At 68.7% G+C, this 1,363-nt stretch carries 1 protein-coding gene; it reads left to right on the top strand.

From position 1 onward, the window contains the following. On the top strand, positions 1-1,363 hold a 1,363-nt coding region (locus PTT45_RS09840; protein WP_273813011.1), incomplete at both ends, for a beta strand repeat-containing protein.

The following is a 1,363-nucleotide window of genomic DNA, read 5'->3' as shown; positions in this document are numbered from 1 at the left end:
CGGCAGCAACAGCTTCACCGGGCCGCTCAGCGTGCAGGCCGGCAACCTCGAAGTCAGTGGCGGCAGCGCACTGGCGGATACCACCCAGGTCGACCTGGCCAGCGGCACCCAGCTGCTGGTCAGCGGCAACGAGACCATTGGTGCGCTGGCTGGCGCGGGGGGCGTGACCGTCAACAACGGCTTCACCCTCGGCCTGGGTGGCAACAACCAGAACAGCAGCTTCGGCGGCGTCATTGGTGGCGCCGGCGGCCTGGACAAGGTCGGCAGCGGCGCCCTGACCCTCAGCGGCGCCAGCACCTACGGCGGCGGCACCAGCGTCAGCAACGGCACGCTGAACGTCACCGGTTCGCTGGCCAGCGCAGTCGATGTCGCCAACGGCGGCACCCTGACCGGCAGCGGCGATATCGGCGGCGCGGTCAGCATCGCCAACGGCGGCGCACTGGCCTTGGCCAGCGGCCAGACACTCGGTATGGACAGCCTGGCGCTCAACGCCGGCTCCATCGTCAACGCCAGCCTCGGCGCACCTAGCACCAGTGCCCTGGGCCGGGTCGACGGCGCCCTGGTGCTCGATGGCACTCTCAACGTCTCCGCCCAACCCGGCTTCGGCCTCGGCGTGTACCGCCTGTTCGACTACGGCCTGGGACAGCTGACCGACAACGGCATGCTGATCGGCAGTCTGCCTGGCAGCGTGCAGGGCAACCTGGCCACCCTGCAGACCGCCATCGATGGCCAGGTCAACCTGGTGCTGCAGGATGGCAGCAGTACCCTGCAGTTCTGGGACGCCGGCGCCGATACCCTCTCCGGCATCACTGGTGGCACGGGCATCTGGGGCGGTGCCAGCACCTGGACCAACCAGGCCGGCATCACCCAGGAAGTGTGGAACAACGGCTTCGCGGTATTTACCGGTACGGCGGGCAACGTCTTCGTTCTCGGCAACCAGACCACCACCGGCCTGCAGTTCGCCACCGACGGCTACCTGCTCAACGGCACCGGCAGCCTCAGCGCCGCCAACGCTACAGATGGCCTGAGCATCCGCGTCGACCCCAACGCCACGGCCACCATCGCCACCCGCATCACCGGGGCCAGCGGTATCAACAAGCGCGACTTCGGCACCCTGATCCTCGGCGGCACCAACGACTATCTCGGCGACACCACCCTCAGCGAAGGCGTACTGCAGGTCGCCAGCGACAACAACCTGGGCAATGGCGGTGACCTGCTGTTCAACGGCGGCACCCTGCGCGTGACCGGCACCGGCTTCACCGGCACCAGCCGCGATATCACCTGGCAGGCCGGTGGCGGTGGCTTCGACATCGTCGACGCCGGCAACACCTTCACCCTCGGCCAGAGCCTCGGCGGCAGCGGC

Source organism: Pseudomonas sp. Gutcm_11s (assembly GCF_028649395.1).
Lineage (GTDB): Bacteria > Pseudomonadota > Gammaproteobacteria > Pseudomonadales > Pseudomonadaceae > Aquipseudomonas.
Note: the sequence above shows the minus strand (reverse complement) of the source record. Positions and strands in the feature narration are given on the sequence as shown.